The 22,468-nt window shown below is 59.6% G+C and carries 16 protein-coding genes; 10 read left to right on the top strand and 6 right to left on the bottom strand.

What is annotated here, in order from left to right:
* The first annotated feature begins 92 nt into the window (after positions 1-92).
* A complete protein-coding gene (locus ACI5FR_RS05265) occupies positions 93-680 on the top strand; it encodes a guanylate kinase (protein ID WP_405451275.1) in 588 nt (195 codons plus the stop codon).
* A gap of 121 nt (positions 681-801) precedes the next feature.
* Positions 802-1,974, top strand: coding sequence for a conserved virulence factor C family protein (locus tag ACI5FR_RS05260; protein ID WP_405451272.1), 1,173 nt, complete (start codon positions 802-804; stop codon positions 1,972-1,974).
* Positions 1,975-2,104: 130 nt separating this feature from the next.
* Here the strand turns inward: ACI5FR_RS05260 and ACI5FR_RS05255 are convergent, their stop codons facing one another.
* The gene (locus ACI5FR_RS05255; RefSeq protein WP_405451270.1) at positions 2,105-3,544 is read right to left on the bottom strand and encodes a DEAD/DEAH box helicase; all 1,440 of its coding nucleotides are present in this window, start codon (positions 3,542-3,544) and stop codon (positions 2,105-2,107) included.
* Between the two features lie 474 nt (positions 3,545-4,018).
* Positions 4,019-4,852, bottom strand: a complete 834-nt coding sequence (locus ACI5FR_RS05250) for a MurR/RpiR family transcriptional regulator (protein WP_483875159.1) — start codon at positions 4,850-4,852, stop codon at positions 4,019-4,021.
* A 243-nt stretch (positions 4,853-5,095) separates the two neighbouring features.
* Between ACI5FR_RS05250 and ACI5FR_RS05245 the strand changes: the two genes are divergently transcribed.
* The 5 genes from ACI5FR_RS05245 to ACI5FR_RS05225 all read left to right on the top strand — a co-directional run bounded on the left by ACI5FR_RS05245 (position 5,096) and on the right by ACI5FR_RS05225 (position 10,186).
* Positions 5,096-6,145 (top strand): HD domain-containing phosphohydrolase, encoded by a 1,050-nt coding sequence (locus ACI5FR_RS05245; RefSeq protein ID WP_405451261.1) that lies wholly within the window; start codon positions 5,096-5,098, stop codon positions 6,143-6,145.
* Positions 6,142-6,693 carry a heme NO-binding domain-containing protein gene (locus tag ACI5FR_RS05240; protein WP_405451255.1) on the top strand — a complete coding sequence of 184 codons (552 nt, stop codon included), beginning with the start codon at positions 6,142-6,144 and terminating at the stop codon, positions 6,691-6,693. The genes ACI5FR_RS05245 and ACI5FR_RS05240 overlap by 4 nt, the downstream gene beginning before the upstream one ends.
* Positions 6,694-6,697: 4 nt before the next feature.
* Positions 6,698-8,431: a hybrid sensor histidine kinase/response regulator gene (locus ACI5FR_RS05235; RefSeq protein WP_405451252.1), complete on the top strand. Its 1,734-nt coding sequence runs from the start codon at positions 6,698-6,700 to the stop codon at positions 8,429-8,431.
* Positions 8,424-8,783 carry a response regulator gene (locus tag ACI5FR_RS05230; protein ID WP_405451249.1) on the top strand — a complete coding sequence of 120 codons (360 nt, stop codon included), beginning with the start codon at positions 8,424-8,426 and terminating at the stop codon, positions 8,781-8,783. Before ACI5FR_RS05235 ends, ACI5FR_RS05230 begins: the two co-directional genes overlap by 8 nt.
* 101 nt (positions 8,784-8,884) lie before the next feature.
* Positions 8,885-10,186 (top strand): ABC transporter substrate-binding protein, encoded by a 1,302-nt coding sequence (locus tag ACI5FR_RS05225; protein ID WP_405451247.1) that lies wholly within the window; start codon positions 8,885-8,887, stop codon positions 10,184-10,186.
* A gap of 2 nt (positions 10,187-10,188) precedes the next feature.
* Here the strand turns inward: ACI5FR_RS05225 and ACI5FR_RS05220 are convergent, their stop codons facing one another.
* Positions 10,189-12,681: a glycoside hydrolase family 2 TIM barrel-domain containing protein gene (locus ACI5FR_RS05220; protein ID WP_405451245.1), complete on the bottom strand. Its 2,493-nt coding sequence runs from the start codon at positions 12,679-12,681 to the stop codon at positions 10,189-10,191.
* A 108-nt stretch (positions 12,682-12,789) separates the two neighbouring features.
* Between ACI5FR_RS05220 and ACI5FR_RS05215 the strand changes: the two genes are divergently transcribed.
* The gene (locus ACI5FR_RS05215) at positions 12,790-13,707 is read left to right on the top strand and encodes a helix-turn-helix domain-containing protein (protein WP_405451242.1); all 918 of its coding nucleotides are present in this window, start codon (positions 12,790-12,792) and stop codon (positions 13,705-13,707) included.
* A gap of 21 nt (positions 13,708-13,728) precedes the next feature.
* Here the strand turns inward: ACI5FR_RS05215 and hisJ are convergent, their stop codons facing one another.
* Positions 13,729-14,565: a histidinol-phosphatase HisJ gene (gene hisJ, locus ACI5FR_RS05210; RefSeq protein WP_405451239.1), complete on the bottom strand. Its 837-nt coding sequence runs from the start codon at positions 14,563-14,565 to the stop codon at positions 13,729-13,731.
* Positions 14,566-14,664: 99 nt separating this feature from the next.
* On the opposite strand from hisJ, the gene ACI5FR_RS05205 reads away from it, so the two are divergent.
* Complete coding sequence (locus ACI5FR_RS05205; RefSeq protein WP_405451237.1) at positions 14,665-17,616, top strand: DEAD/DEAH box helicase; 2,952 nt, start codon at positions 14,665-14,667, stop codon at positions 17,614-17,616.
* Between the two features lie 56 nt (positions 17,617-17,672).
* Here ACI5FR_RS05205 and ACI5FR_RS05200 read toward each other — a convergent pair whose 3' ends face one another.
* Positions 17,673-19,010, bottom strand: coding sequence for a hemolysin family protein (locus ACI5FR_RS05200; protein ID WP_405451235.1), 1,338 nt, complete (start codon positions 19,008-19,010; stop codon positions 17,673-17,675).
* A gap of 432 nt (positions 19,011-19,442) precedes the next feature.
* On the opposite strand from ACI5FR_RS05200, the gene ACI5FR_RS05195 reads away from it, so the two are divergent.
* Entirely contained in the window at positions 19,443-20,093 is a 651-nt protein-coding gene (locus ACI5FR_RS05195) for a sensor domain-containing protein (RefSeq protein ID WP_405451232.1), read from the top strand.
* A 66-nt stretch (positions 20,094-20,159) separates the two neighbouring features.
* On the opposite strand, the gene ACI5FR_RS05190 is transcribed toward ACI5FR_RS05195, so the two are convergent.
* Entirely contained in the window at positions 20,160-22,424 is a 2,265-nt protein-coding gene (locus ACI5FR_RS05190) for a glycosyl hydrolase family 28-related protein (RefSeq protein WP_405451229.1), read from the bottom strand.
* Between the last annotated feature and the right edge of the window lie 44 nt (positions 22,425-22,468).

Genomic DNA, 22,468 nt, shown 5'->3' with positions numbered 1-22,468 from the left:
CCCAGAAGACGCAGCGAGTGAACCGATCCTGCGTCTTTTTTGACGCTTGGTTGAATACAATGTTTCCATATAATAAGGGGAGGTGTGCGGTCATGAAAGCGGACAATGGGAATGCGCGAATCTTTGTGTTTACCGGGCCCGACGGATCCGGTCGCAAGACGGTAGCCGATATGGTCGGCTCCACGCTCGAGCTCGAGAAGGTATTGTCCTGCACGACCCGCTCCCGCCGGCCCGGCGAGCAGGAAGGGCAAGACTATCAGTTCCTCAGCGCGGAGCAATTCCGCGAAGCGGACGAGTCAGGAGCGTTCATCGAAAGCGTCTTCATCGACGGGCATTATTACGGAATCCGTCATGCCGATATTGAACGGCTGAGTGCCGCGAACAAGCATGCTTACTTAATCTTGAATACGAAGGGAGCGAGCATCCTCAAGGCCGTGTATGGCGAGCGGGTGGTCGAGGTGTTCCTCTATGCGGACCGGACCTCCGTCGAGAGCCGGCAGCGGGAGCGCGGCGACGCTGAGGACGTCATCCGGAAGCATATGTCCCATTACGACGAAGCGATGGCGTACATGGGGGAATGTGCGCATGTGTTCGAGAATCTCGATCTCGCTCATACGGTGTTCGAGATTACGAATCGGTTGGAGTCGTACCTGGACCGGCATCTATTGAACTTGGATTGAGGGCTAGATCAGCGCGAGCCTCGCTCCCCCGGAGCGGGGTTTTTCATTTGTCGCGGAATGTGACACAATAGAAGTAGTTGGAGCAACGTCTGATTGGCATTGAAGAGGAGGATGATGAAGAATGCGAATTGTTTCGATCGAGCCGACGCCGAGTCCGAACTCGATGAAGATCAATGTGGACGAGGCGCTTCCGAAGGGCGACAAGCGCACTTACGATAAATCGAATCGCAGCTCCGCCCCGGCCGCGATTCAGCAGCTGCTCGATATTCCCGGCGTTACTTCGGTATTCCGAACGGCCGACTTCCTCGCCATCGACCGGAATCCGAAGGGCGACTGGCAGGCGATTCTGGCTAAGACGCAAGAGATTCTGGGGACCGTCGGCGGAGGTCCAAGCTCAACGAGCAACGTTGCCGCAGCCGGTGGGGTTGGGAGCGCCGGGGAAGCGGACGCCCACGCCGCCTTCGGTGAAGCGCAAGTGTATATCCAGATGTTCCGCGGCATCCCGATGCAGATACGCGTGAAGAGCGGCCTGGAGGAATTCCGCACGGCGCTCTCCTCGCGGTTCACGGACGCCGCGATTCAAGCCGGGACGGCGTCCCCGAACTTGATCCGGGAGCGTACGCTGAAGGATGCGGGCGTCCGCTACGGCGAACTGCCGGAGATCGCCGAGCAAGTGGCGGCCGAGCTCGACGCCTCCTATGACGACGCCCGGCTGCAGGAGCTCGTGCGGAAGTCGCTCGAGACTGGCGTGGGCGGCGAGCAGACGCCGGAGGAGCTGAAGGAGCTGTCGGCGAGCGAGCTCGCCGCCCGTATGGCGCACGACGACTGGAAGGTGCGCTATGCCGCCCTGCAGCGGGTCAAGCCGGCGCTTACGACGATGCCCCTGCTCGTCCAGGCGCTGCGCGACCCGCAAGCGTCGATCCGGCGGCTGGCGACCGTCTATCTCGGCGATATCCGCGAGCCCCAGGCGCTGCCTTACCTCTTCGAGGCGCTGAAGGACAGCTCCGTCTCGGTCCGGCGCACGGCCGGCGACACGCTGTCCGATCTAGGCGATCCGGCGGCGATCCCGCCGATGATCGAAGCGCTCGGCGACCCGAACAAGCTCGTGCGCTGGCGGGCCGCCCGCTTCCTGTACGAGGCCGGCGACGCCACCGCGATCCGGGCGCTCAAGGCCGCGGTCGACGATGCGGAGTTCGAGGTGCGGCTACAAGCGCAGCTGGCGCTCGCCCGGATCGAAGGCGGCGACGCGGCGGCCGGCTCGGTCTGGCAGCAGATGACGCGGCGGGGCGAATAGCCTTTGGAAGGAACGAACGCCACTTTGGCGCTGACCGGTTGCCCGGTCCTGCGCCTAAGTGGCGTTCGTTTTTGCCTGAGTGCCGCGGCTACCTGCAGAGCGTAGCCCGGGCTGCTTCTTGAGGCGGGCGTCAGCGCCCGCGTGCGGGGCCCCGCCCGCCGGAGCGCGGGCCGCGCGCTTCGCCGCGGGCGGCGCCTGCCGCGCCGGGGCGCGAGCCGCGCGCTTCGCCGCGGGCGGCGCCTGCCGCGCCGGGGCGCGGGCCGCGCGCTTCGCCGCGAGCGGCGTCGCGCGTGCCGCGCCGGCGCTCGTCCGGCGCGCCGGCACGCGCGGCCCCGCGGCGGCCGCTGCGCGGCTGGCCCGCGCCCGCGGACGCGGACGCGTCCCGCCCGGCGCTGCGGGCGCCGCGGCCCGCCGGCTTCGCGGCGGCAGCGCGTTTCGTGCCGCTCGCGAGCAGTGCGCCCTCGGCCGTGCGGCGCTCGAGCGTCTTGCCGATGCCGCGCTCCAGCTGCTGCAGCGAGATGCGGTCGCGCTGCGTCACGAACAGGATCGCGACGCCGGTCTCGCCCGCCCGGCCCGTCCGGCCGATCCGATGGATGTAGCTTTCCTTGTCGTTCGGAAAGTCATAATTGTACACATGGGTGACGCCCTCAATGTCGAGTCCCCGGGCCGCCACATCCGTCGCCACCAGTACCTGCAGCTTCGCATCGCGGAAGCGCCGCAGCACGAGCTCGCGCTTCGCCTGCGACAGATCGCCGTGCAGCTCGTCCGAGTCGACACCGGCCTCCTGCAGCTTCTTGTTCAAAAACGCGGCGCCCTTCTTGGTCCTGCAGAAGGCGATTGCGAGGTAGGGCTTGTGCAGCTCCAGCAGCTTCAGCAGCGTGTCCGGCTTGTCCGCATCGGTCGTCTCCACGATCGACTGATGGATCTCGTCCAGAGTGATATGCTTGCTCTGAATTTTCACCTCAGCCGGATGGCTCATATAGCGGGTCGCGAGCGCCCGGACCTGCTGCGGCATCGTGGCCGAGAACAGCATCGTCTGCCGCTTCTGCGACATGTCGGCGAGCAGCGCCTCCGTGTCGTCCAGGAAGCCCATGCGCATGATCTCATCCGCTTCATCCAAGACGAGCATCTTCACCCCGGAGAGCACGAGCGTCCCGCGCCGTACATGATCGAGCAGCCGGCCCGGCGTCCCTACGACGAGATGGGTGTCGCCCTCCAGCTTTTTTATTTGCCGGTCGAGATCCTGGCCTCCGTAAGCCGCCAACACGCTGAGGCCCACCACATCGGCGAGCCGAGTGAGCTCCTTGTAGATTTGGAGCGCCAGCTCCCGCGTCGGCGTAATGATCAGCCCCTGCAGGAACGGACGCGTCGGATCGAGAATCTCCAGCATCGGCAGCAGGAACGCGAGCGTCTTCCCTGTCCCCGTCTGTGCCTGCGCGATTACGTCTTTTCCTTCTAATAATGGAGGGATCGCTTGAGCCTGCACCGGCGTCGGTTCGCTTACCCCGACTTCCTTCAGCTTCTGCTGCAGCTCCTTCCGAATCCCCAATTGTACAAAGTTCGTCGCCATATGGCCACCATCTCTTTCCTGCTCATTATCTTACAAACTATACCACACCCGCCCCGTTCCCACAAAGAAACCACACCCGGAGTTACTGTACAGCCAGCGAAGGAGCTGCTCGAGTCGATCAAGAAAGTGCAGGTGTTGGCTCTTCCAGGCGCGGAAGCGGGGCGGAGTCGGATCGGAGAGGGAAAAGCTCCCTCTCTTTCCGGCCGAATGGCCCGCTTTTCGGTTGTGTTGGGGAAAACCTCCCTCTTTTTTTCGGCTACATGCTCGAATCCAGCGGATTTCGACCGAAGAGAGGGAGGTTTTCCCTGTTCTACAAGTAAACGGGCCAGTTGGCGGCTAATGAGGGGGAGGTTTTCCCTCTTGTGGTCGCGCTTACTCGAGCAATGGGCAAAAAGAGCCAAAATGCTGCTATTCGCGCAACACTTTGGCCTTGAATCATACTGCATCTTATGCAACATTCCAAACTCTCGCCTTCTAAGTCCGCTTCGTGCGGCTAACTGCGATCCGAGTCTTCTCCAAGAGCGGGATAACCTTGTCCTGCTGACGGCTCGCGATCGTGATGAACAGGATGTCCACAACGTTCAGCTGTGCGATCCGGGATGCCATCGCCCCGCTGCGGATGCTCTGCTCCACGCTGCTCGTGAACAGCCGGATATCGCCCAGCTCCGCTACCGGCGACGTCCCGAATTTCGTCAGCGTGATGATCGTCGCGCCCTGCTTCTTCGCCTCGCTCAGCGAATTGATGATGTCCTCGGTCTGACCCGAGTAGGAGATGCCGAACGCCACATCCTTCTTCGTCAAGCTCCCGGCCGACGTCAATTGCGCGTGAAAATCCGTATACGCTTGGCACCACCAATTGATTCGGCTGAACTTCTGGTAGACGTCGGCGGCGATGACGGCGGAAGCCCCCACTCCATAAATATCGATTTTGCGCGCGGCCGAGAGTGCGATGGCGGCCCGCTCGACCTCCGTATCCGAAAGCACGGAGAGCGTGTCCTGAATCGACTGCTTGTTGTTGTTGCTCACCGCCTGCATGATCGATTCGATCGAGCCGCCCATCTTGATCTCTTCATACGTCCCGGTCGGCACATTCGAGGTCAGGTCGCCGGCGACGCGCAGCTTCAAGTCTTGATAGCCGGTCATATTGAGCGTCTTGGACAGCCGCACAATGGTCGCTTCCGACACGCCGCTCAGCTCCGCCAGCTTTTGCACCGAATATTTGACGATTTCCTTCGGGTTCTCCAGAATATACTCGGCCACCTTGCGTTCCGATGGCTTCAATTGATCCAAACTGGCTCTTAAGGCCACAAGTCCCCCGTTTAACACTTGACACCACTACCTTTTTTCATCTAAGGATCCGATCTTATTATTGTTAAGCTTATACGAAACCCCACACAAGTGTAAATATCATGGCCCAAAAAAGCACTCCCCTTCCCATTCCAATTCCTGCAAACGCGATCCCGTAGAGGAAGGAAAACCCAGCGTCTCTGTTGAAATATTGTAAATAAGAACTATTTTCTAGGCATCTAGAACTATTCTGAGGGGTTGCTAATGGAACAAACATGGCTAGGCCAAGCATCCGTCTTCATTATGGACGATCAATCGTATAATATCGAGCTGCTCGAGCGGATTTTGCGCCGTGCCGGGTTCGGGAACATGACGAGTACGACCGACCCTACCCAATTCATGTCGATTTTCCGCGAGCTGAAGCCTGACATTGTGCTGCTCGACCTGCATATGCCGGTTCTCGACGGCTTCGCCGCCCTGGCCCAAATCCGCGAGGAGGCACAAGAGGACGATTATTTGCCGGTGCTCGTCCTGACGGCGGATGTCACCCCGGAAGCGAAGCAGCGGGCGCTCAGCGAAGGCGCTCACGATTTTTTGACCAAACCGTTCGATCGGGGCGAAGTCGTCCTGCGGATCCGCAATTTGCTCAAGACCCGCTTCCTCCACCTCCAGCTGCAGGAGCATAACCAGCACTTGGAGCGCAAAGTAGCGGAACGTACAGCCGAGCTGGAAGCCGCTCAATACGAGATTCTCCGCATTCTGGCACGTTCGGCGGAATTCCGGGACGACGAGACCGGCGAGCATACGCACCGGGTCGGCCGGCTGTCCGGCCGGACCGCGCGGGCGCTCGGCTTGTCCGACGAGCTGGCGCAGGAGATCGAGTATGCCGCCACGCTGCACGATATCGGCAAGATCGGCATTCCCGACTCGATCCTGCTCAAGCCGGGCAAGTTCACGGAAGAAGAGTTCGAACGAATGAAAACCCACACGACGATCGGCTCCGGCATTATCGGCGATGCGTCCTTCCCCATCCTGCGCACCGCCGCCGAGATCGCCGTCTGCCACCATGAGAAATGGGACGGTACCGGCTACCCAAGGCAGCTCTGTGGGGATGAGATTCCGCTCGCGGCGCGGATTGTGGCGATTGCGGATTTCTATGACGCGCTCAGCCATGAACGGCCGTACAAGGCCGCCTGGCCTCCCGACCAGGTGATGGCCGAAATTCATCGCCAGCGGGGCAAGCATTTTGATCCGGCGGTCACCGATGCCTTCCTCTCTATTATTTTACCCCAAAAAGAGGAGTCTAGCGTATGAAGGGGATGGTGTTTACTACTTTTTTGGAGATGGTGGAGGAGCGGTTCTCGCTGGAGATGGTCGATAGCATGATCGAAGCCGCTAATCTCCCTTCCGGAGGGGCTTATACTTCGCTAGGCACGTATTCGCACGAAGAGTTCATCCAACTTGTCGTTCAGCTCAGCCGGGAAACCGGCATGGCCGTCCCCGACCTCGTCCGGTCCTTCGGCGAATACTTATTCGTCCGGCTGGCCGCCGGCCATCCGCAGATGGTGGACACCCGTCAGTCGCTGTTCGATTTCCTGCACCGCGTGGACTCGTATATCCATGTCGAGGTGCGCAAGCTGTACCCGGATGCGGAGCTGCCGGCCTTCACCTACGCCTCTCCGTCTCCGAGTATGCTCGTGATGACGTACCGGTCCTCCCGCCCTTTCGCCGATCTCGCGGAAGGCTTGATTGCGGGAGCGATTCTGCATTTCGGCGAGCCGGTTCGTATGGAACGCGAGGATTCGACCGACGAGCAAGGGGCAGCCACCCGATTCACCATGACCTTACAGGAGCTGGGGTAATTGTATGGAAGACCAAATTGCTTTGCTGCAGCGTCAGCTGGAGCGGGAGAAACGGGCGCGCCAAGCCGCCGAGACCATCGCCGAGCAGAAGACGCGTGAGCTGTATTCCGCCAATCTGGAATTGAAGAACGTGAACAATCATCTGGAGGAGCTGATCAAGGAACGGACGGCGGATTTGATCCGGGCCCGGGATGAGGCGATCGGAGCGAACCAAATCAAGAGCCAATTCCTCGCCAACATGAGCCATGAGCTGCGCACCCCGCTGAACGCGATTATCGGCTATAGCGAGATGCTGGAGGAAGAAGCCCAAGATTTGGGGGAGCCCGCCTTCGCCGAGGATCTCAAGAAAATTCATACGTCCGGCAAGCATCTGCTTACCCTGATTAACGATATTCTGGATTTGTCCAAAATCGAAGCGGGCAAAATGGACCTCTTCCTCGAAGTGTGCGAGCTCGACGGGTTCATCCGCGATGTCGCCGCTACCGTGGAGCCCCTGATGCCCAAAAACGGCAATCGGTTGGAGATCCGCGGAGTGCCCGGTTTTTTCCGCACCGATGTGACGAAGCTGCGCCAGATCGTCCTGAACTTGCTCAGCAACGCCTCCAAGTTCACGGAGAACGGCGTCATCCGGCTGGAGATCGAGTCCGTTTCGGAATGGGACAAGGCGGGGTACCGGTTCCGGGTGACCGACACCGGAATCGGCCTGACGCCGGAGCAGGTGGACAAGCTGTTCCTGGCGTTCACCCAGGCCGATCCTTCCACGACGCGCAAGTATGGAGGCACCGGGCTCGGTCTCGCCATTAGCCAGCGGTTCGCGGCCATGCTCGGCGGCTATATCCAGGTCGAGAGCGAGCAAGGCGTCGGCAGTACATTCACCGTCTGGCTGCCGAACATGGAGATCGTCGAGAGCAGCGCTGAGGCCTCCTTGGAACTCGAGAACGACCCTCTCGCCGGGGGCGAGCCCCGGTTCACGGTGCTGCTGATCGACGACGACATGGATATGCTGAAGCTGCTGCAGCGCCAGCTCCAGCGCGAGCGGATCTCCGTCCTCCTCGCACTGAACGGTAAGGACGGCTTGGACTTGGCCCGTGAGCACAAGCCGGACGCCATCCTCCTGGACGTTCTGATGCCCGGGATGGACGGCTGGTCCGTGCTCGCCGCGCTGAAGAAGGAGCCCGACCCCGAGGTGGCGGCCATCCCGGTCATCCTGCTGTCGATCACCGACGACCGCCAGCTCGGGTACGCCTTGGGCGCCGCGGAGTACTTGGTCAAGCCCATTCAGCGGGACCGGCTCCTCTCCGTCATCCATCAATATGTGAAGGACAAGGATGCGAGCCGCGTGCTGGTCATCGAGGACGACGTGCCGACCTCCGAGATGATCACGAAGATGCTGAACCGGGAGGGCTATGCGGTCACACGGGCCGGCAATGGCCGCATCGCCTTGGAGCAGCTCGCCGTCTCCGTGCCCGAGGTGATTCTGCTCGACTTGATGATGCCGGAGATGGATGGCTTCGACTTCGTCGCGGAGCTGCGGCGGCATTCGGAATGGCAGGCCGTACCTGTCGTTGTCGTGACCGCCAAGACGATTACTAGCGAAGACCGGTCCCGCTTGAACGGACGGGTGGCCAACATCCTGCAGAAGGGGCAGGCGTCTACGCGCGATTTGCTGCAGGAGGTTCAGCGGGTGATCAAGGCAGCAGGCCGATCGAATTCGGAAGGAGTAGATACGCATGGCTAAAGTACTCATCGTGGAAGACAACGAAATGAATCGCGACATGCTCTCGCGCCGCTTGCAGCGCAAAGGTTACGAAATCTCCATCGCCTCAGACGGCGAGGAAGGGATTCGTCTCGCAACGGAGCTGCTGCCGGATCTGATCCTGATGGACATGAGCCTTCCGGTTCTGGACGGCTGGTCCGCCACCCGGCAATTGAAGACGGCTCCGGAGACCCAGCGCATCCCCGTAATCGCCCTGACCGCGCATGCGATGAGCAGCGATCGCGAGAAGGCGCTCGAAGCCGGCTGCGACGACTACGATACCAAGCCGGTCGATCTGAACCGGCTGCTGGCGAAGATGGAAGCTTTGCTGTAACACAACAAATCAACACCATTTCGAACAAACAGGCGGCTATCCTTCGTCCGAGAATCCCCCTATCCTAGAACTATAGACTAGAAAAAGGTGGGAAAGTTGGAATGAAGCGAATCGTTGGATGGTGTATGACCTCTATTCTACTTCTGGCCATCGGCTGTGAAGCCGAGCCCGAGATCAAGAGGCAGCCGCAAGAGATCACGGTACTTCTTGCCGAAACAACGAATAACCCCGCAGGCCAACAAATCACCGCCTGGTTGGATCAATCGAAGACGTGGTTCGAATCGCAGTACCAATCGAAGGCGGTTCGTTTCGTCCGGGTCCCTCTACAAGATTATGACCGGAAGGTAACGGAGCTGAAGCCTGACGTGGTGGTTCAGTCATACGCCTCTTGGACGGATTACCGATCCAAAGGGTTGCTGATGGACTTGACCCCGCTCGCGAAAAACGCCGGCATGAACTTGAACGACTATTATCCCGAATCGTTGACCCGATGGCTCGCTTCGGGTTCGAAGCTGTATGGAATTCCTGTAGCCGCTGCGCCTTACGTTGTCGTTGGTTACAGCAAAACGTGGTTCGATCGGGCGAACCTTGCGTATCCGAAGGACAATTGGACATGGGAGGATTTTGCCGAAACGGCCAAAAAGCTCAAGGCCGCCCATGCCCCCACGATGGATGACCCTGCGATCTCGGGGGCGGTGATCGGTCCCCATTATAGCATTATCGAGGCGATGGCGATGAGCAAGGGCGGGAGCTTATACTCGACCGACGCTAAGACCGCGAACGGTTTCCTGAACGGTAAGCCTGTAGTCGAGTCGATGCAGTGGATCAAGGATTTGTCCGTCGTTCAGAAGATCACACCCCCTCTGTCCGCTCCCCAGGCTGCTTATCAGGTCAGTACGCTAGGGAAATCAACCGGGATGCTTATTCAGGGCGTCAGCGCGTTTGAAGCGTTGAGGAACGATCCGCAAGCCGGTCCACAGATCGGCATTGTCGGGCTGCCGCATTTCAAGGACGGCAGGCGGGTCAGCAATCTCGGGAATCTGGGCTTTATCGGCATTTCCTCCACGTCCCGGTCGCCGGAGTTAGCCTGGGAGTACATCCGGTCCCTTACGATGGACGATACGGAGGTGTCCCGCCAAGCGTTCGCTTTGCAGGCCAGCGTCTCCCTGGTCGTAGCGAAAGCGCTGCGAGCGGATCAGGATCCGTTCGTCTCCGTATGGATGAACGAGCTGAAGTACGCGGAGCCCAGCGTGTACTTGAAGGTCCCGCAGTGGAATACCCTCTCGAACGACTATATGACGAATGAATTCACACGCCTCGCTCTGGGAGACTTCGATCTCGAGCAAGGGCTCACCCGGCTCGCCGAGACGACGGACCGCAAATTGGCGGAAGCTCAGCCCTAGCGTTACCGATCCCCCCAAGCCAAAAACGCGGTCGGCAAGCCTTCGCACTTCACGCTGATGACCGACACGCCTCCTCGGCTGGAGGCGTCGGTTGCCCGCGAAGCCTCGGTGGCCGAAGCAGGCCCGCCGGCGGAGAAGAAGCCGGACTCGGTAATCGACGCAGGCAGCGCCCCGGCCGGATCGAAGAAAATGCCCGCGCGTCCATTGGCCAGCTGGATCAGGCGGGAGCCGCGCACGGTACCGAGGTTATCGAGCAATCGGCCGTCCCCGCTGATGCCGAACCGCAGGAAGCGGACTGCGTCCAGGCAGGGAACCCCGGCTGCGTCGAGCGCCTGCGCCTCCACGTAGACGCGCCCGTCCGCCTGCGGCTCGGCTTGCAGCCGAAGCCGGACCGGCGCCCCCCATGTCTCCGTCTGGTAGAGGAAGCCGACTGAATCCTCGACAACCACCCCGTCCTTGAGTCCGACGGCCCGCACGTGATTGTGCCCTCGGACGAGCGGCGTATCCCAGCGCAGTCCCGCGCAAGGGAAGTTCTGAGAGTCCCGCTTCTTCGCACCCAGGCTGACCCCATTCAGGAACAGCTCCACCTCTTCACAGTTGGAGTAGACGCGAATTTGCTTCGTCTCCCCGTCGCCCCCCCAGCGAATCGGCATCGTATGGCCGTACACCCGGATCATCGGCTGCTCCGACCAGTACGACTGGAACACATAGTAGGCTTCCTTTTTCGTAAAATCCCGCTCCACGATACCCTTCATATTCAAGTAAGGAATCGGCGAATCCGGCCTCACGGGGGTCGCGAAATCTTTGAACGCCCATTGCGCCGCCCCGGTCAGCCATTCCATCTGCTCCTGCGCTTTCAAGTACCAGTCGATCATTTCGCAGAAGTACGTCTCCGACCAATCCCCGTCCCGGGACACCCGCGCCTCACCGCCGGTCAGCAAGTAGTCGCCGTCCCGCTCGTCGGTCGCCCCCTCGGTGCGGGGAATGAACTCGAATCCGGTGAATGTCTTCTCCACATGCCGGCCCGCCAAGTTATCCGCCCCCCACTCCATATGGAAAAAGGAGCGCACGTTCTCGAACGCCTGCCGGCTGCTGGCCTCATAGTCCGTGTAGATCCCCCGGTACCATCCGGCCCAAATGGAAGGCGAATACACGTCAACGATATCTTTGCAAAATTCACAGCGCCGGATCGCCGTGAGCCGGTTCGGATCGAGCGCGTGGGACATATCGTGAAGCTCCTTCATGAACGCCCGGATCTCCTGCTGGTCGAAATGGTCGAAGTCGCACTCCCAGTCATTCTCATTGCCCAGTCCCCACAGGATGACGGAAGGATGGTTGTAATGCTGCTCGATCATCGCGCTCAGCATGTCCCGGCACATCCGACGGTAGGCGTCTCCCCCCAATCCGCCGCGGCACCACGGGATCTCTTCCCAGACGAGGAGCCCCAGCTCATCACAGCAGTCCAGTACGATCCGGGATTGCTGGTAATGGCCGAGCCGGATGAAGTTCGCGCCCATCTCCTTGATCAGCCGCATCTCTTGCCGGATCATCGCCTCGGTCATCGCAGCGCCGACTTCCGCATGATCCTCATGCCGATGCGTACCGCGAAGCAGCAAGCGTTCGCCGTTCAGCAGGAACGGGCCGTTCGGGACGAATTCGAACGTCCGCACGCCGAACGCCGTCTCCTCCCGCGTCTCCCCGTACTCGCTCGACAAAATCACCTCGCACCGATACAGGTACGGGGACGCGGGGGACCACAACCGAGGGGCGTCCACTTCGACTCGCGCGAGCTCGCAAGCCCCATCCCAAGGAGCCGAATCGACCGTCTGCTCCTGGACCAGCTTCCCTTCGGCATCCTTGATGCTAATGCGAATTTGGAGCCGCCCCTGCTTATCGAGCGGATTGTACAGCGTCCCCCGCACTTTGACCGTACACGTCCCCTCCTGCTGCAAGACAGGCTCTACATGCACCGTCTTCCAGGAAATCGCCGGGACATGCACCAAGTTCACATACCGATAGAGGCCGCCGTAAAGGTTGAAGTCACTAGCGTCCGACGGAATCGTCTCCAGCTCCCGGCTGTTGTCGCACTGAATCGCGATAGGCACGGCCCCTGAGTACCGCTCGATCCGCGCAGCGGCTGCGGCCGCCTCCGTAATATCGACGGTGAACTCATCGTAGCCGCCGAGGTGCTCGCCGACCTGCTGCGTGTACACGAACACGCTCGTTCGCTGGCCCGCGCCTTCGAAGTGCAGCAGGGTGCGCCCCTCGACATACGGATTGTCATAGCGAAGCCGAGTGCGGTACCAGCTGGGGCCTTGATAATACTTCCGGTCCGGGTCCATCACATCGAGTCCGTTGTATGTGTGAGGCAGCTGAACCGGCAGCCATGGCACGTTGTAATGATTGTTCAGCTTGTCCGCCCGCCATACTTCCCACACGCCGCCCAAGCTGCCCGTATAGTGCTCCCAATGGTCGATCAACCGTTCTTTGCGCATATGTTGTCCCTCTCGATCCTCTATTTTCTACATTTCTTAACTCCATTAATCGTAGCAGAGGCGAAAGGGCGAATGTTGTGTGCGCTTATGATAAAATGTTGTTAGTTTATGATTGAAGCCGTTGGTCACCCGTTAACGAAAGGGGCAACGAAGAACGAAATGATGAAGCTGATGAATTACATGAACTTGAACCAACATCCCGTTCAACTGTCGTTCCGCAAAGACCGGACGCACGAGTTCGCGGAAATTTACCATGCCCATCAAGGCATGGAGATCTTGTATGTGCATGAAGGACACGGACACGTCGTAGTGGAACGACAAATTTTCGAGCTGGGCCCCGGCACGATGTTCCTCTTCCGCCCGTACCAGCTGCACCGGGTCAAGATGACGGACATGAGCTCTCATCCATATGTCCGCACCCTGTTCGTCTTCGAGCCGAGCGTGCTGGAGGCGGTGCTGCAGCCGTTCGCGAACCTGCTCGCTTTCTTCCGCATGCTATGGAAAGACCCTGCCGCATCCCCTGTTCTCATGGGGCCGGGCAGGGTCGAGATGGAAGCATGGTTTCGACTCCATGCGGAGAGCCTGCAAACGAGCATGTCCGAGTCCTTGCTCGAAGATCAGCTCTTGTTCCTCATGTCGCTGATCCAGCGGCTTCGCACGAGTTGGCCGTTCGATTCCACCGAGATCGGGGGACCGAGCCGGCCTCGCGCCTCGTCGACCGCGGAAGCGATCATGGAGTGGATCGAAGCCCATTATGGCGAGCCGTTCGAACTGGATCGGCTCGCCCAGCACGTGCATCTGACCCCGAACCACGTCTCCGCCCTCTTTCGCAGGTCGGTCGGCAGCAGCATTACAGAGTACATCACGGCTCGCCGCATCCGTCAGTCGTGCTGGCTGCTCCGTACGACCGACCAGCCGGTCCGGGCCATCGGCGAAGCGGTCGGCTTGTCGAACTTCTCCTACTTCTGTCAGGCATTCAAGAAGCATGTCGGCCTCAGTCCGCACCGGTACCGACACGAACGCTAGACCGCTGATCGGAACCTGACCTCAGCGGGCACCGGCCGCAGCCTGGCTCACGATATCCCAGCCGGCACCGGCATGCTCGGATTTATGCGCATCCGATCCAAAGACGCACGGCACGCCGGCCTCCAATGCTTGCAGCAGGAACCAATCCGGCACGTACACCTTCCCGCATGTCGCCACCCGGAGCCCGGCCGCATTGATATCCAGACCAACGCCGGTCTTCGCCAGCATCGGCAGGATCCGTGTCAGCCGCTCGCGGATCTGAGCTTCGTCCATGGCCGGCAGCACATGCCTGAACTTTTCGATCAAATTGATATGCCCGATCCGCCGGTCCCCCGGCAAGCCCGCCGCGAACTGAATCGCCCGTTCCACATGGTTGTAATACTCGTCCACCACCCGCTCCATCGTGCCGTAGTAGGCGAGCAGATTCGTCTCAAAATCCGAAGGCTTGTAATCGATGCAGCGCATGCCGCCTTTCCCCGGCAAATAATGCACCGAGACGATCAAGTCTTCCAGCTGCGGCAGCCACGGCGCCAGGAAGTCCCGGGTGAACGAAACCGCCCCGTCGAGATAATCCAGCTCCAGACCCAGCCGCACGTCCAGTCGGCCTTCATAGCGCTTCTTGTGCTCCAGTACGTAATCGATATACGCCGGCAGCTCGCTCGCCTCCATGGCCAACTCCGCCATGAGCACCTCGTCATCGACCCATCGGTCCGGCAGAGGCGGATGCTCCGTTACGCTGTAGCGCGTGAATCCTTGCTCGATCGCCCGATCCAAGTACAGGTGCAGCTCATCGGGGTGTCCATGCTTGCAAAATTTCGTATGCGTGTGTCCGTCCCATTTCATCAACCGCTGACTCATCGTTCCTCTCTCCCTCGCCCATTCCGGTAATGGGACCATTATAGCACAGCAAAAGTGGTATAATGAATGGCAGAACGCTTTACGAGGTGACCGCTCATCATGGACAAGCTTCCCCCATGGGACCCCTATACAGCCGATCAGGTAATGGCTATCTTCAACAGCCCTCCTTCCGCCTCGGAAAGAGAGGCCTATTTCTTCCACCAGGGCGAACCGTCTCGCAAGGAATCCCTCAAGGTCGAATTTATTTGCCAAGCTCGCACGTATGCCAATCAAGGCTGGATCTCCCTGGAGATGAAGGCGGGACCGAACCGGCCCTATGTAGTGCAACGGATTCACGATTTTTTGCGGGCCATCGAGTCACGGAGGACGTATCCCTTCACCAAAAACTTTGCGTACGAACCGTCCAAGCATACGTTTCGACCGTCGGATTGGACCGTCATTCAGGTGCTCATGGAGGCGATTCGGCAAGAAGACGAATACCGGCAAGCCTTCGGCAAGCCGTACGGCTACCAGCTGATTCAAGACCGCTCCCTCTACCTGCCTCCCCATATTTGGGACAAGCTGATTCCACTGTGGAACGAAGATGTGAGCATGACGTTCGAGTACGGTCTGCATGCGCATCCCACGCTGGATATCGTGCAGGGCGAGCCTCCGCTCCAGGTCGAGCTGACGAAGCCGACGAGCGCTTACTACCAGCTGGACTTTCACAATCTGGATCAGATCGAAGTGCTGGACAAGTATGGGTACGCGCTGTTCGACGGCAAGCTGTACAGGCTGAAGCCCGCTCAACTGAGCCGCCTGCGGGAGCTCAAGACGAGTCTCGACCGCACCCACCCCAAACAGATCCGGTGCTCCTCCGACGAGCTGGAGCCGGTGATGAACCGGATGCTGCGGGGGCTGAGGACGATCGCCGCCGTCTCGATGGCGAGGAACATTACGGAGCGTGTCATAGACGTTCCCCTGCGCGCGAAGCTGTATCTAGACCGGATGGACGATACGATCATTGCCGGACTGGAGTACGTATATGACGACGTCTCGTTCGATCCGCTGGAGCCGGAACCGGATACGTACACCGGCTCCGCGAACCGGTTCATCCTTCGGGATGCCGAGCAGGAGGCTCAAATTCTGGACGCGCTGATTGCAGCCGGGTTTCAGCGCGACGAGGGCCGGCTCTGGCTGGAAGGAGAGGACGCCGTCTTCGAATTCTTGTATTTCACACTCCCGCAGCTGGAGAAGCGGATGCAGGTGTATGCCACCTCGCAGTTCAAGCCGATCGTCTCCAGGATCGTCACGACGCCGAAGATCTCAGTCGATTGGCCGGACAAAACCCAGTGGCTGGAAGTGAAGTTCGAGCTGCCCGGATTCGGCGAAGAGGACGTCCGCCGTGTCCTGCAGAACGTCTTCGAGAAGCGGCGCTACGTGCGGCTGAAGAGCGGCGCGTTCTTCTCGCTGGAGGACGAAGCGTTCCGCGAGCTGGAGCGCGTCATGCGAGAGCTGAATCTCCGCAAGTCTCTGATCGGCGGCAGTCAGCTCCAGGTGTCTCTCGCCCGCGGGCTGCCGCTGCTCTCTAGCGCGGATGATCTTCGCAACCTGAAGCTCAGGCTAGGTAAACCGTTCCGGCAGCTGCTGAACCATCTGCGCAATCCCGATGCTCTCGAATTCCCCGTACCGGCTGAGCAAGCAGCCATTCTGCGGGACTATCAGACGTACGGCTATCAATGGATGAAGACGCTGGCACATTACGGGTTCAGCGGCATTCTCGCCGATGACATGGGGCTCGGCAAGACGCTCCAAGCGATCGTCTACTTGGTGTCCGAGCTCGACCGCATCCGGACCGACGGCACGCCGGCGCTCATCGTCTGTCCAGCTTCCCTGATCTACAATTGGAAGAACGAGATCGCCCGCTTCGCCCCGTCTCTTCGGGCGGAAGTGATCGCCGGCGCGAAGCGGGAGCGAACGGAGCTTCTGCAGACGCTGGCAGGGACCGATGTGTGGATCACCTCCTACCCTCTGCTCCGGCGGGATATGGAGTTGTACCGCGGCACGAGATTCCACACGCTGATTCTGGACGAAGCCCAGGCGTTTAAGAACCACGCGACCCTCACCGCCCAGACCGTGAAGGAGATCGACGCCGTGCACCGCTTCGGCCTGACGGGCACCCCGGTCGAGAATTCGCTGGACGAGCTGTGGTCGATCTACGATGCGATCTTCCCCGAGCTGTTCGAGGGGCGCCGTTCGTTCCAGGATATGTCGCGCGACGAGGTTGCCCGACGCATCCGCCCCTTCCTCCTGCGCCGCATGAAGCAGGACGTACTGAAGGAGCTGCCGGACAAGATCGAGACGCTGCAGGCGTCCGAGCTGCATGAGGAGCAGAAGCAGCTGTACAAGACGTACTTGGCCAAGCTGAAGAAGGAAACGGCCGTGCAGCTGAGCCGGGAAGGGTTCCAGAAGAGCCGGCTCCGCATCTTGGCCGGACTCACCCGCCTGCGGCAGCTGTGCTGCCACCCCTCGCTCTTCCTCGAGGATTACAAGGGCGGGTCGGCCAAGCTGGAGCAGCTGATGGAGCTGCTCGAGGAAGCGCTCGCGAGCGGCAGGCGCATCCTGCTCTTCTCCCAGTTCACGAGCATGCTGAGCCTGATCCGCCGGGAGCTGGAAGCGCGCGGGGAGTCGTACTTTTACCTCGACGGGTCGACGCCGGCGGCCGAGCGGGTCGAGCTGTGCCGCCGGTTCAACGAAGGCGAGCAGGAGCTGTTCCTGATCTCGCTCAAGGCGGGCGGCACCGGCCTCAACCTTCCCGGAGCGGATACGGTCATCCTCTACGACCTGTGGTGGAACCCGGCGGTCGAGCAACAAGCGATCGACCGGGCGCACCGGATCGGGCAGACGAACGTGGTACAGGTGATCCGGCTGATCGCCCAAGGGACGGTCGAGGAGAAAATGCACGAGCTCCAGCAGAAGAAGAAGGATTTGTTCGATCAAGTGATTCAGCCGGGCGACGAGGGCTTCGGCGCGTTGTCCGAGGAGGATCTGCGCGAGATCCTGGAGCTGTAAGGCACGCAAAAGGCCCATCGGGACGTTGCACCCCGATGGGCCTGTTCCATTCCTTATTACGACACTTGCTGCTCGGCGACCTTCTCCGCGTCCGGCAGCTTGCGCACGATGAGACGCGAGATGCGCATGTGATCCACTTCATCGACCGTGAACATAATTTGCTCGTACGGCACCTTCTGATTCTTCGTCGGCGGCATCTCGATCTGGGAGTACACCCAACCGCCGATCGTATCGTAATTGTCCGTCTCGATCTCCGTGCCGAACATATCGTTGAACTCCTCGATGAGGAGCATCCCGTCGACCGAGAACGTCATCTCGTCGCGCTTCTCCACCTTCGGCCGTTCATTGTCGAATTCGTCGTGAATCTCGCCCACGATCTCTTCGAGAATGTCCTCCAGAGTCACGAGACCGGACGTACCGCCGTATTCGTCGATCAGAAGCGCCATGGCGGTCCGTTTCTTCTGCATCGTCTTCAGCAGAGAGCTGATGGACATCGAATCCGGTACGTTCAGCATCGGGCGCATGATTTGCTTGATGTCGTCCAGCTGGTCGTTCGTCTTGAGCAGATCCTTTATATGAATAAAACCAATGATATTATCTTTGTCCGGGTCACATACCGGGTAGCGCGTATGCATTTCGGTAATGGCGATCTCTCGATTCGCTTCAAACGGAAAATCCGCATACAGACAAACCATTTCGGTCCGCGGAATCATGATTTCTCGGGCACTGGTTTCAGAGAATTCAAAGATATTGTCGACAAGCGCGAGCTCCGTGTTGTCGATATAGCCGCTTTTGTGGCTTTCTTTCATCAGTAGGCGGATTTCTTCTTCCGTGTGCACCGATTCATGGCCTTCATCCGGCTCGATCCCCGACTTGCGCAGCATCCAGTTGGACGCGCCGTTCAGCGACCAGATAAGCGGATACATGAGCTTGTAGAAAAAGACGAGAGGAATCGCGCCAAACAATGTGACTTGCTCGGACTTGCGGATGGCGTACGTCTTCGGATATTGCTCGCCGATCGTAATATGCAGGGAAGTCATGAGCGTGAACGAAATGATGAATGAGATCGTATGAATGACGGTTTCCGGCAACCCCAGTTTCTCCATGGGGGGACCGATCAGTGCAGCGATCAGCGGCTCGCCCAACCAACCCAGTACAAGCGAAGCCAGCGTAATGCCTAGCTGACAGGCGGATAAGTAGGCATTCAAATTGCCGAGCACTTTGTTAGCGTATTTCGCTCGAATGTTGCCTTCTTGTGCAAGCGCTTCAATTCGACTGCCGCGAACTTTGATCATCGCGAATTCAGCGGCGACGAAAAAGGCGTTTAACAGCAAAAGCACCACGACTAACACTGCCTTGATCACTAACAAACCGGGTAACGGGTCACTATCCAAATACTCCCTATCGCCTCGTTGAGGCGGATAGGTACACCTCCTTTAAATGAAAATGGTAGGGCTCGACAGACCGGAATCTGGACGGAGCTCAGCCTTTGAACCTCATTATACATGCTGGCAGAAAAGTCAGTCAAATCGCGGAGGTCGGCGTAAACTCCGTTCACGGCTCGTAAACGGCCCGGTGATCCATAAAGAACGTTTATAAATGCTTCTTACACTCCGTAAGTGCGATTGAAACCACTTTTAAACCATTCATGTTGAAAAATTAGGCGAAGCCGACTGCCGTGCTTCATTTTATGGCCGTTTGCTTGTATTTTATGCCGGTCGAACCTGGACTCAGGTCGGGGAACCGCTCCGTGCTGCGGTCGGTTTACACGCGGCATGCGGGGTCGTATTATAAAGATATACTTAAGGACATGGAGGAATTACACTATGGTTGCTGCCGACACGACAGCCCCAAGCAGCCGCGTTCCGGATTTCATCCGGCTCTTCGGCTCCAGAACGGCATATCTGCTCGTCTCGATGCCGCTCGCGATATTCAGCTTCGTCGTAACCGTCACTTTGCTCGCCCTGGGCATCGGACTTATGCCGCTCGGCATTGGATTTTTCATTTACTGGTTCGGGCTCGCCGCCGCCGATCGCCTGTATGTATTCGATCAGTGGATGGTCGCTCAGCTCGTCCGTTATCGGGACGGTTCTCACGTAGACTTCCAGTCCCCCCAAAGGATCGCGCTGCGTCGCATTTTCCTAGAGAAAAGCTACTATCGGCCGGTGCTGTACAATCTGGTCAAGCTGCCGATCAGCATCCTGCAATTCGTGGTCGTCGTCACGTTCGTCATCTGCGGATTCGCGATGCTGTTCACGCCGCTCGTCTACGTCATCCTCGACCGGTTCGGCATTCCGATGTACGAGGGCGATATCGTGATGACGGTGCTGTTCCCGAATTTGACGCCGTACCAGTACTCGTTCTTCGGCACCGCTCTCGGCGTCGTGTTCCTGGTCATCGGCCTCTCGCTGATGCCGAAGGTGATCCGGCTCGCAGCTGTCGCCGGTCGGGCGGGAAGCTCCACGGCTTCGATCTAGTTCATGCGGTGAAAAACCTCCGAAGGGGATTCGGAGGTTTTTTCATTTGGTTCTGCCCGATGCGCATCAACTGATCATGCCGTAGTTGCGCATCGTCTGCTTCAGCTGGTTCACTTCCATCTCCAGCTGCTCTAACGTGGAGCCGCTTGTGTCGGGAACGGCCGGGAGCTTGCCTATGCTGCCGAAGGCCATGTAGCCCGGGGCGGCGAAGGACACGGGGCTCGAAGAGGCCGCCGCCGTCAAGTTCGCGTTCAGCCGCAGCTGGTTGCCCGAGATGCGTACGATCCGCCGGAGCTGATTGCCCTGCTCGATGCGGATCCATTGCTCCGGCTGCAGCTGGGACACGTCGTTCACGACGAGATACGGCGTCCCCACCGTGCCCGTCCCGGTCACGCCGGTCAGAGTGCCGGCCGTCCCCGTGGCCGTGACCTTGAAGCCGGCCGGTGTCTTGCCTGCGTCGACGCTCAGGCCCGTGACGAGCACGATCTCGCCTTGAACGTACGTGCCGGAGGTAGGCGGGAACGACGCCACCGTCTTGGCCGGCGGCGCATCCGTCTGGACCGACGGGCTTACGCTGAACCAGAGGCCGCCCTGCTTCGTGGTAATCAGGTTGTTCTTCACCGAGACGTTCGTGAACGTCCCGTCGAAGTCGTTGACCCGGATCGAGAACAAGCCCTTCGCCTCGTCGTACGTATCGGAGATGTAATTGCCGGAGATGTCCGCCCCGTTCACCGTCGACCGCAGCAGGATGCCAGCTCGGTACAGCTCGGACGAGGCCGGGTAATGCCCGGCGTTGACGATCATGTTGCCGCTGATCTTGATGTTCGTCGATACCCCCACCTTGGTCGTACTGCCTACCCGAATGCCGGTCACCGGCGCATTGCGGATGAGATTGTCGCTGATGACGACATTCGTATAGTCGCAGTTCCGGTATAAGCTGATGCCGTACGCTCCTTCGTTCAACGGCGAGCGGCGGGTGAACTCCTCCTCGAACACGATCGTGTTGCCCGTAATCGTAATGTTCTCATGGGGGCCGATGTCGACGGAGCTGCCGGCGGTCGAGATGCCGGTCGTGAGCGAACGCAGGTGTACGGTGTTGATCAAATGGATCGTGTTGTTCGAGATCACCACATTCTTGATGCCGTGCTGGAGCCGGGGGCCGAACTGGATCCCTTGGTTGGCGTTGCTGATCGTATTGTTCGTGACCGTCATGTCGCAATGCTCGCCGCTCGATTCGCTCGCTTGAAGGTTGATGCCGGTGTAATAGCCGTCGCTGATGTTATTGGAGATCACGCTCGTCCCCGCGTGCGTCTCGATCGCGCCTCTCGCCTTTTGACTCGGCTCCGCGCAGAACAGGCAGTTCGATACGGTGTGGCTGCGCCCGTTCAAGTAGATGGCCGAGTTGTCGTAATCGGGGTCACCCTTTGCGCGAACGAAATTGAAGCGGCAGTTCGTGATGATGGCGTTCTTCGCTGTGATTTTGTTAAGGGTAATCGTATTTTTGCCACAAGTAGGGTCAAACGTCACGTTGTCGATGACGATGTTCTCGTAATTGTACAGCGCGATCACGAACTGCCAGTAATACGAATCCGTTCTCGACGAATCGATGTTGCACGTCAGGTTGTTCGCCGGGTTCTGATCAACGCGCAGATGGGAGATCCGTACGTCCCGGAGCGGTGTCGCAGAGCTGGCGCCGAACACCATACCGTAGTCGCCGGCGTTGTCCTTCACCTTGATCACGGTGCTGGTACCTTCTCCGAGGATGTTGACGTTGTTGCGCAGAAAAATACGGTTCTGTCCGGAAGGCGATACGATGTATGTCCCGTTCGGGATGAACGCCGTGCCGCCGCCCTGTTCAGACGCGGCATCGAGCGTCCGCTGGATCGCCGCCATGTCGTCCGTGACGCCGTCGCCCTTGGCGCCGAACCACTTCACATTCAAGTAGGGCGTCTCCAGCAGCCGCTTGAACCTCGCCCCGCTCGCCGACACGACGACAAGGCCGATATTGTCAGCTGAAGCCGCATCTGCCGGATCGTAGACGAAGTGCCCTTCCTGGCCCGGGTTCGTGACCAGATACGCGTAATCCGCGCTCGGGGCGGTCATCGCCCGCAGCTCTTCGATCGTCGTTGAGACGACGAAGGCGAGGTCGGCGATATCCTTGGGTTTCGTCTTCCCGTCTTTGCCGTATACGGAATCCGTCACGGATGCGCCGTCCTTGCCGTTCGCGACGCTCATCATCGTGCCGAACATGACCGCCGCCGCACCGGCCGCCCCCATCGACTTCAGCAGCTTCCTCCGGCTCATCGTCCGGCTGTCCGTCTCTTCCCTCATTCCTATAGCCTCCTCGAATAATGGAATCATAGAATCTTTATTCG

The organism is Paenibacillus sp. HJGM_3 (assembly GCF_045062745.1).
In the GTDB taxonomy this organism is placed as follows: Bacteria; Bacillota; Bacilli; order Paenibacillales; family NBRC-103111; genus Paenibacillus_AA.
This window is presented reverse-complemented; position numbering and strand designations above follow the sequence as displayed.